Raw genomic sequence first — 9026 nt, 5'->3', positions numbered from 1 at the left:
GACGCCAATTAAGAATCTGTTTACCAATACTGGCCATGGGACGTTGGGCTGGACCATGGCATGTGGTTCAGGAAAGCTATTAGCGAGTGTGGTCAGTGGCTCTGATTGCGATATAAAAGCAGACGACTTGAGTATCCATCGTTACATGTAGTTCATCAAATACTTGGTCATACGAATCAGCCCATGTTTGTTATTAAGCTGGACTGATTTGGTTTGAGTGTTGCGGCTTATCGGGTGGTGGTTTCTAACACATGCGTGAATCGTTCCCAAGATTTTTGGTCAGCTTCATTTTGGTAATTATTGGAGCCGAACACGGTAAACGCATGTGGAGCGCCACTGTAGGTGATCATTTCATGAGGTACTTTTGCTGATTCGAGTTCAGCGGCGAGGTTGCCAAAATCTTGCATTGAGATCATGGCATCTGCCGTTCCGTGGAACACGACAACTGGAGCTTTAGTCTGCGAGTAGTCTTGACCTTTTGGTGTTGATAAACCGCCGTGGAAGGTGACGTAAGCCTTCGAAGGAATCCCCGCACGAGCGGCTTCCAATACAGCGGCTCCGCCGAAACAGTATCCCATCATTACGTTGTTATCTAAGTTACCGCCAAGTCTTTGTGCTTCCATGGCTCCTGCGTTGAGTAGCGCACGCATCTTTTCACGGTCTTTATACAGCTCGCCTGTGTGTTGTTTCTTGTCTTTCACTTCGGTTGGGCGGATGCCTTTACCAAATAGGTCGATAGCGAACACGTTGTAACCGAGTTCGTTGAGCATCTCAGAACGCTTCTTTTCGTAATCAGTTAAGCCATCCCAATCGTGTATTAAAAGTACTAGGGGGGCTTGATCGCTGGCTTCGCTCCAGTAACCTTCATAATCCATGCCATCCACCTGGTAGATGACGTTTTCTCCAGAGTGTGCTGCAAAAGGAAGCAAAACCGAAAACAGACCTAGTGTAGTAAGTGCTCGCATACATTAATCCTTCAGGTGACGAGTGGCAATCCAATGGAAAGTATAGATAACGTTATGATTCTCGCCAGATTGTCAGTTTGGCTTTGATGGGTAAAGCAGGGAGGACAGCTGTCTTAAACGGAAGAAACTTATGCGGAAGATACAATCACAGTAGTCGTCACTGTGATTGTTCGAATAACAGGTTTAAGAGGTTTGAACCATTACCAAGTAGGGGCTGTGCTGTTATCGCTGCTAGAAAGACTTGTTCTGATATCAGGATATTTACGCTGATAGCGAGGCAACATTGATTCATTGCCTAAGATGCCACCTTGATGAATATAGATAATGGTTTTAGTCGGATTATCTGCCTGCCATTGCTCTAAACATTGCCACATCAATGGATCGTAAAGCAGATCGAATTCAATGTCAGTTTGCTCCTGAAGATCTAGCCATGTCTGATAGTCCTGTTGATACAGTTTACCGAAGTGATGCTTTTTCGGGAGAGGCAATATCTGTGGATGTTCGGTTTCGCCAAGCTCATTGAATTGCTGAGTCAGGTAGTCACTTCCACCCACACAAGCGCAAGTGAGCACCGGGATATTGTGTAACTTTAGGTGCTTATGAAGATAAAGTGCAGTGCTGCCAGTCCCTGCGGGTAGGGCCACAACAAAATCGTATTGGTTTTCAAAGCGCGTCCAGCTCAGTATTTCCATTGCCAGTTGCTTTACGCCATATTCGGAAAGCTGAGAGCGACCACCCTCAGGTAACACGATGCACTGTGAGTCTGGTTGTCTCACTTGATTAATATACTGTTGTGGATGAAGTTCTGAGCCAGTTTCCTTAACTGAAATGACTTTAGCGCCTAGGTCAATAGCACCACGGTAATTACCGATTGGGCGTTCTTGTAACCATTGAGGTAGGTGGTCGACGTAAAACTCCAGCGTCCAACCTTTAATCTTTGCCAATGCCGCGAGTGAGAACAGAGAGTTCGCTTGCGCTGAGCCGTAGCTGATTAGGGTGGTGATGTCCGGATGATCGTCTTCTAGCAGCTTCATGAACTTGCGGGCTTTATTACCACAAAAGTGGGAGTGCAGCTGGTCATCACGCTTTAAGAAAAAGGTGTGGTTGTTGTATTGATGCTGAGTTACAGGGCTATTATTTAGTTTCATCGCACTTAGTAAAAATGCTGACTAAAAAACCAGCATTTTAAAATCAAATTGGACTTACGAGTATCTAGCAGGTTATTGGCTCTGTAAACCAACTACATCAAGTTTTCACTCGATATTGATCGCTCTAAAAGGTGATTTGAGCTGTGCATCCACCGCAAGTTCGGTTGAACAGTTTGAAGTCCCAGTGATAGCGTTGACACAGGTCGTCAACAATCAGTAACCCTAAGCCGTGACCGTTAGGGTTGTATTGATCTTGTAAGCCTTCGCCTTGGTCTTCAATCGTAATGCCGTTTTGAGACAAAGTAATTGTCACAGTACCACTATTGGTCGCAGCAATAGCATTCCTTAGTAGGTTACCAATCAGCATGTTCATGATAGCGCTGGTGGCTTGAATGGTCGGCTCAGACTCAACGGTTAATGATATCTCGACCTCTTTGTCAGAGGCCTGTGAAGTGCTTTTTGACACAATAGCTTCTAGTTCTTGTTGGCTAAATAAGCGCAGTGGTGCGTCGTCACTGTTTCTTTCATATCTCACGAGGCCAAGCAAGGCATCGACCATCTCCGACATCTGCACGATGGCGTCATCAATACGCTCAACCTGACGAGATTGAAAATCGGTCGTATCACTACGAAGCAATAGCTTATTAGCACCACGTGCAACCGTTAATGGTGTTCTCAATTCATGGCTTGCGTAGCGTGCAAAGGCTTGCTCACGTTTGATAAGGGAGTTGATTTCTCGACGATATTGATTGAGTTGATCGGTCAGTTGACGGAATTCAATCGCAGCATCGTCACTTACTCCAAATTCTTCGTTGAGGTTGAGTTTGTTCGACTCAAGCTGTGCAGAGAGAGAGTTAAATGGTTCAATAAGCCGTTTGGATAATCGATAAAGTATTGAACCAAAGCAAAAAATTAGGATAGAGAGCAATGTGAGTATGAACATTGTTGCGTACACTGATTCTGTTTGGTCCAGTTCGATAAGGTCTATTTCAGACAGTAGAATAATAGGATAGGTTTTTCCTTGGTGTGTGTACTCACCAACATAGACCATGCGCGAGTTTGGTTCTTGACCCACTTCGCCAAGGAAGTTTTCTCTGCCTTTTATAAATTTAGAGTACTCTTCCGGTATGAGAGTTGGGTCATTATAGGCGGTGGTCAGTTCATCTATTCTTAATTCACCATTCTCCCCAGCTTGAAACTGACTGATGGCGTAGTTGCGGTCAATCAGGATTCGCCTTTCGCCGACGCTGTCTTCAGACAAAAACAGTGCAGATATAAAGACCACATAGACAAATGCCGTCACAATCACCGCCATTAAGCCAAAGAAAAGCGCTAAGCGGCCTGTTAGGGTTTTTGTACTAGTGAGAACATTGAGAATCAATTGTAAGACTCCAGGCGGAATCCAACCTTAGGAACCGTAATTAGCATCTGGGTATCAAAGGGCTTATCGAGTTGATTACGCAGTTGGTAGATGTGACTACGTAGCACATCGTTGTTCGGTTCGTCTTCTTCCCATAGCTTGTACGAGATGTCTTCACGCGTTACCACTTCAGGTGCATTCTGGCACAGCATCTCAAGAATGGTATAGGTGGTTGGGTTGAGTGCAAGTAGCTTGTCTTGACGGTAAGCTTTGCGGGTTTTCTGGTCGATGGTGAGCTCGTCAAATTGAAGCTTAGAGGAGGCGACTTTTCCGCGGTAACGGCGAACCAGCGCATTCATCCTTGCTTCGAGAATATCTAAGTCAAAGGGCTTGGTGAGATAGTCATCTGCACCGTGGTCAAAGCCTTTCAGCATATCTTCGCGGCTATCGAGTGCAGTCAGCATCAGGATCGGCGTTGCGTTGCCTTGATCTCGTAGTTTGTTGCAAACTGTCAGTCCATCCATTCGTGGCAACATCAGATCTAAAATAATGATATCAAAAGAGTTATCCATCGCGAGTTGCAGGCCAAGCTCACCATTGTCGGCATAATCGAGTTCCATGCCAATACACTCAAAATAATCAAACAAGACACCTGCAATTTCACGGTTATCTTCGACCAATAGAACTCGTTTCATTTTGATTCTCATACAGAAATAGACACTAACATTATCCTGGGTGAGCGTGAAAAATATGTCAATAACATAACTTTCACTTATGGGCGCGTAAATTGATCTCAGATTAATAAATAGAAGAACGTATTATGTCTGAACTTCATATTAGCCGACCTAAAGAATCCCTCTCGCAGATCCACCCAGCGGTTTTGCTGTCTATCATTGTGCCTTTTTATAACGAACAAGAGGTGTTGGAAGAGTTTCATTCACGCTTAACCAAGGTGTTAGATAGCCTGCCGATTACCAGTGAGATCGTTTATGTCGATGATGGCAGTAAAGATAACAGCTTAGACGTGGTGAGCTCATTTACCTCGATCAACAGTTCTATTTCTGTTATCGGACTGAGCCGCAATTTCGGTAAAGAGTCGGCGATGAGTGCAGGCTTAGAGCATTGTCGCGGACAAGCGGTGATCTTATTAGATGCAGACTTACAAGATCCCCCTGAGTTAATTCCTCAAATGATTGCCAAATGGCGTGAAGGCTATGACGTGGTCAACATGCAACGTCGCCAACGTGATGGAGAAACTTGGTTTAAGAAGTTCTCAGCGGCGAGCTTTTATAAAGTGATGAATGCAGCGGCGAAGATTGATGTTCCTGAGAATGTCGGTGACTTCCGACTGCTGAGCCGTGAAGTTGTCGATCATATTAACCAATTGCCAGAACGTAACCGCTACATGAAAGGCATTTTTTCATGGCCGGGCTTCCGCCAAGCGACCATTCAATTTAATCGTGATGCGCGTTTCTGTGGGGAGACGAAGTGGAATTACCTTAAGCTGATCGGGTTAGCAATGGATGGCATTACGTCATTCTCGATTCGACCGCTGCGCATTGCGACGGCTGTGGGTGGTTTAGTTGCGTTGAGCGCGTTTATCTACGGCGTCATTATTGTCTTCAAAACCATGATGTTTGGTGAGCCAATCACAGGCTACCCATCCATGATGGTGGTTCAACTTGCCCTCGGCGGCATTCAACTTCTGAGTATCGGTTTAATGGGGGAATACATAGGTCGTATCTTCATTGAAACCAAGAATCGTCCTTTGTATTTGATCCAGTCTGTGGTTGATACACCCGCATTAAAAACACACTTTAAACTAGAGGAATCGGCATGAGCCTGAATAGAACGCACCTATGGTATTTACTGGCTTTTGCTCTGGTTTTGAGGCTTTTATCCCTAGCGACATACCCACTAATGGATACCACGGAAGCACGCTATGGTGAAATGGCTCGTTTGATGATCGAAACGGGAAATTGGTTAACTCCACAATTCGATTACGGTATTCCTTTCTGGGGCAAGCCTCCAATGTTTACTTGGATGAGTGCGGTTGGTATTCAGCTATTTGGCCTGAATGAATTTGCGGTTCGTGCACCCCATTGGCTAGCTGGTGTCGCGACGATTCTATTGACCGCTTATATGGCAAAACGAGTGGGTCAGAGCGCGTTAGTTACTGCTGTTGTATTGGCAACATGTGGAATCTTCTCGATTGCTGCTGGCGCTGTAATGACTGACATGGCATTAACCTTGTCTATGACGATTGCGATGTTGGGGTTTTATCTGTGCTGGCAAGGAGAAGGAAGCGATAAGACCAATAGAAATTGGGGATATATCGGTTTCATTGGTTTGGCGCTAGGCTTACTTGCAAAAGGTCCTGTTGCGATTGTTATCATGGGTATCGCGGTTTTCCCCTGGTTAGTTTTACAACACGGGTTTATTGGCGCTTTCAAAGTCCTTTGGCAACGTTTCCCACTGTTATCTGGTATTGGTGTAATGCTAGCTATTGCGTTGCCGTGGTACATCATGGCTGAAATCGCGACACCAGGGTTTATTGATTATTTCATCGTTGGTGAACATTTCAAACGCTTTGTAGTAAGCGGCTGGGAAGGGGATCTTTATGGTTCTGCTCATGATGAAACGCGAGGTATGATCTGGGTATTCTGGATTCAAGCCGCGGCGCCTTGGTCGATTATTTTACCTGTTTTAGCGTTCGCTCGTCGCAGCAAAATCGCTCAAATTAACGCTGAAAATCGTGGGCTATTTTCATTTCTGGTGTGCTGGTTAATCTCACCTCTAATTCTATTCACCATGGCAGGTAACATTCTTCCTGCTTACGTGTTACCAGGTATTCCTGCTCTTGGTTTGTTGGTTGCTATACTCGTAGTGGAAAAAGATAAGAAGTGGTTCTCGAGCGTGGCATTAGTTCTTCCAGTGTTGCTGATGATTGCGATGGTTTACTTAAACCTAGGTAAGGCGAACGAGAAGAGTGATCGTATCATCTTCGAACAGATTACGGATTCTGCGCCAAGCTTCTATGTGGGTAAGCGACCATTCTCCGGTCAGTTTTATAGCCACGGGCAAGCAAAGAAACTGCTCGATATCGAGCAACTAGATGGCATCGACAAGTTCTACTTGATTGGTAAAAGGGCAGAAGTAGAAACCAAGATAAAAGAAAATGCGTTGACCTGTATTTTGGAACCAACGGTGAAAATAAAGCGTGCTTTATTCACTTGTTATAGCCAAAACATCAAACCCAATCTGTCGTTGAGTCACATCCGAAGTGAAAGTGATGTTCAGCGTTAACTCAGGACTGCAAATGCTCAACAACAAGCTTCAGGCACAAAGTCAAAAGCTCCAATCCCATCATAAGATGGTTCGATTTGCTGTGGTTGGTGCTGGTGGGTTTGTTGTTGATTGTGCGGTATTTGCCTTTCTGCATTACATTGTTGGTTTGCCTTTAATGACGGCGAGAATAGGCTCGTTCATTGCTGCTGCAACGACAACGTGGTTTGGTAATCGCGTGCTGACTTTTGGGTTCAAGGGGCAGGGGCGTTGGTCTGATAAACTGATTCAGTGGCAAAAATTCATGTTCTCCGCATCGATATCAGCGGTACCTAACCTGCTTTGCTTTAAGTTGATGGTAGAACTACTGCCAGTGTTTACTGGCGCTGTGTTTATCGCAATGGCAGTTGGTATCTTGGTCGGTATGGTGACTAACTACCTATTTAGTCAATATTGGGTCTTTACTCGTTAAACTCCTTGTAATCATATAGCCAAGTAGTTATTGATAACAGACATGAAAAAGCGCAGCTAAATAGCTGCGCTTTGTGTTTTTGTGTTCGCTAATAGTATCGGCTTATAAGATTAGCGTTGTGCGGCACGTTGACGGCTCTTTCCGTTACCTGCTGGTTTTCCACCTTGGCCATTACCACCTTTATTGCGGTTTGGTTTGCCATTGCCTTGCGATTGACCGCCCGGTCCTTTCTTGATGAAGCCCGTTGCTGGCTTACGAGAGTTTCCATTACCACCACTGTTACCTTGGCCACCATTGCCGTTACCAGCAGGTTTCTTACCACCTGGTTTAGGCTTATTGCCACCAGATTTAGAGTGGTTACGTGGCTTCTCGCCGCCTAATCCTGGTTGAGATTTGCTGTGCTTAGTAGCAAAACGTTGTGAACCGTGACGACCAGACTTGCGACGCTGCGCTGGTGTTTGAGCATCAAAGTCATCTTCAGGAACCAAGCAACCTGGTTTATCACCAATCAGGTGTTTTTTACCCATGTCGATCAAAGCTTCACGAATCAGTTTCCAGTTCTCTGGATCGTGGTAGCGAAGCAGTGCTTTATGCAGACGACGTTGACGGTCACCTTTTGGCACAGGAATATCTTCACGCTTTTTGTATTTAACGCGTTTCAGAGGGTTTGTCTCTGAGTAGTACATCGACGTTGCGTTACACATTGGCGATGGGTAGAAGTTCTGTACTTGGTCACACTCGTAGTTGTGCTTTTTAAGCCACAATGCCAGGTTCAGCATGTCTTCATCTTCTGTGCCCGGGTGAGCCGAGATGAAGTAAGGAATTAGGTACTGCTTCTTACCGGCTTCAGCGCTGTACTTCTCGAACATCTCTTTGAAACGATCGTAAGTGCCCATACCCGGCTTCATCATCAGATCCAGAGGGCCTTTCTCAGTATGCTCTGGAGCAATCTTCAAATAGCCACCTACGTGGTGCGTTACAAGCTCACGCACGTATTCTGGTGATTCAATCGCTAAGTCGTAACGAACACCGGAAGCGATCATGATCTTCTTAACACCTGGTACTTTTCTCGCTGAACGGTACAGGTCGATGGTGTGTTTGTGGTCTGTGTTTAGCTTCTCACAGATTTTCGGGAACACACACGATGGACGGCGACAGTTCACTTCTGCTTTCGGGTCTGAACAACCTAAACGGTACATGTTCGCCGTAGGGCCGCCCAAGTCAGAAATGGTACCAGTAAAGCCAGGCACCTTATCTTTGATGTCTTCGATCTCATCCAAGATAGACTCTTTCGAACGGTTCTGGATGATACGACCTTCGTGCTCTGTGATTGAACAGAAAGAACAACCACCAAAACAACCACGCATGATGTTCACCGAGGTTTTGATCATCTCGTAGGCTGGAATCTTTGCTTTGCCGTACATCGGGTGTGGTACACGCTGATAAGCAAGACCGAACACGTAATCCATCTCTTCTGTTGCTAGAGGGATTGGTGCTTGGTTAACCCAAAGCTCGCGGTCACCGTGACGTTGAATCAGAGCCCGGCCTGAGTACGGGTTTGTCTCTAGGTGTAAGATACGGCTTGCGTGAGCGTAAAGAATACGGTCGTTGTTAAGCTTTTCGAACGCAGGTATACGAACCGCGGTTGTTTTCGCATCGTGACGAGAAGGGCGAATCGTAATTGGCTGCGCCTTTGGCTCTTCATCTTTTTTGGTATCGCATTGCGTTTCCACTTCGTACGGGTTTACTGGTACGTAAGCTTTATTTGGCTTTTCGATACGAGAAGAGTCGATGAT

The 9026-nt window shown here is 45.6% G+C and carries 8 protein-coding genes and 1 pseudogene; 4 read left to right on the top strand and 5 right to left on the bottom strand.

Annotation, left to right across the window (positions count from 1 at the left end):
* Nucleotides 1-151, top strand: a pseudogene (locus tag BCT81_RS18295) (D-amino acid dehydrogenase); the annotation flags it as partial.
* Between the two features lie 76 nt (nucleotides 152-227).
* On the opposite strand, the gene BCT81_RS18290 reads toward BCT81_RS18295, so the two are convergent.
* The 4 genes from BCT81_RS18290 to BCT81_RS18275 all read right to left on the bottom strand — a co-directional run bounded on the left by BCT81_RS18290 (nucleotide 228) and on the right by BCT81_RS18275 (nucleotide 4168).
* Nucleotides 228-965 (bottom strand): dienelactone hydrolase family protein, encoded by a 738-nt coding sequence (locus tag BCT81_RS18290; protein ID WP_102425387.1) that lies wholly within the window; start codon nucleotides 963-965, stop codon nucleotides 228-230.
* A 200-nt stretch (nucleotides 966-1165) separates the two neighbouring features.
* Nucleotides 1166-2113, bottom strand: coding sequence for a 1-aminocyclopropane-1-carboxylate deaminase/D-cysteine desulfhydrase (locus BCT81_RS18285; RefSeq protein ID WP_102425386.1), 948 nt, complete (start codon nucleotides 2111-2113; stop codon nucleotides 1166-1168).
* 124 nt (nucleotides 2114-2237) lie between these two features.
* A complete protein-coding gene (locus BCT81_RS18280; protein WP_102425385.1) occupies nucleotides 2238-3494 on the bottom strand; it encodes a HAMP domain-containing sensor histidine kinase in 1257 nt (418 codons plus the stop codon).
* Nucleotides 3491-4168 (bottom strand): response regulator transcription factor, encoded by a 678-nt coding sequence (locus BCT81_RS18275; RefSeq protein ID WP_004741618.1) that lies wholly within the window; start codon nucleotides 4166-4168, stop codon nucleotides 3491-3493. The genes BCT81_RS18280 and BCT81_RS18275 overlap by 4 nt, the downstream gene beginning before the upstream one ends.
* Before the next feature lie 125 nt (nucleotides 4169-4293).
* On the opposite strand from BCT81_RS18275, the gene BCT81_RS18270 reads away from it, so the two are divergent.
* From BCT81_RS18270 to BCT81_RS18260, 3 genes are read left to right on the top strand one after another with little or no spacing between them, the layout of a single operon-like run.
* On the top strand, nucleotides 4294-5313 hold the full coding sequence (locus tag BCT81_RS18270; protein ID WP_102425384.1) for a glycosyltransferase family 2 protein: 1020 nt from the start codon (nucleotides 4294-4296) through the stop codon (nucleotides 5311-5313).
* The gene (locus BCT81_RS18265; RefSeq protein WP_102425383.1) at nucleotides 5310-6779 is read left to right on the top strand and encodes a glycosyltransferase family 39 protein; all 1470 of its coding nucleotides are present in this window, start codon (nucleotides 5310-5312) and stop codon (nucleotides 6777-6779) included. Before BCT81_RS18270 ends, BCT81_RS18265 begins: the two co-directional genes overlap by 4 nt.
* Nucleotides 6766-7230, top strand: coding sequence for a GtrA family protein (locus tag BCT81_RS18260; RefSeq protein WP_102425382.1), 465 nt, complete (start codon nucleotides 6766-6768; stop codon nucleotides 7228-7230). The genes BCT81_RS18265 and BCT81_RS18260 overlap by 14 nt, the downstream gene beginning before the upstream one ends.
* Before the next feature lie 110 nt (nucleotides 7231-7340).
* On the opposite strand, the gene BCT81_RS18255 is transcribed toward BCT81_RS18260, so the two are convergent.
* The coding region (locus BCT81_RS18255) for a YgiQ family radical SAM protein (RefSeq protein ID WP_102425381.1) at nucleotides 7341-9026 on the bottom strand (1686 nt) is incomplete at its 5' end.

The sequence above is a fragment of the Vibrio sp. 10N.261.52.A1 genome, assembly GCF_002876325.1.
Classification (GTDB): domain Bacteria; phylum Pseudomonadota; class Gammaproteobacteria; order Enterobacterales; family Vibrionaceae; genus Vibrio; species Vibrio chagasii.
The sequence above is the reverse complement of the archived record's forward strand: the minus strand, read 5'-3'. Positions and strand labels throughout refer to the sequence as shown.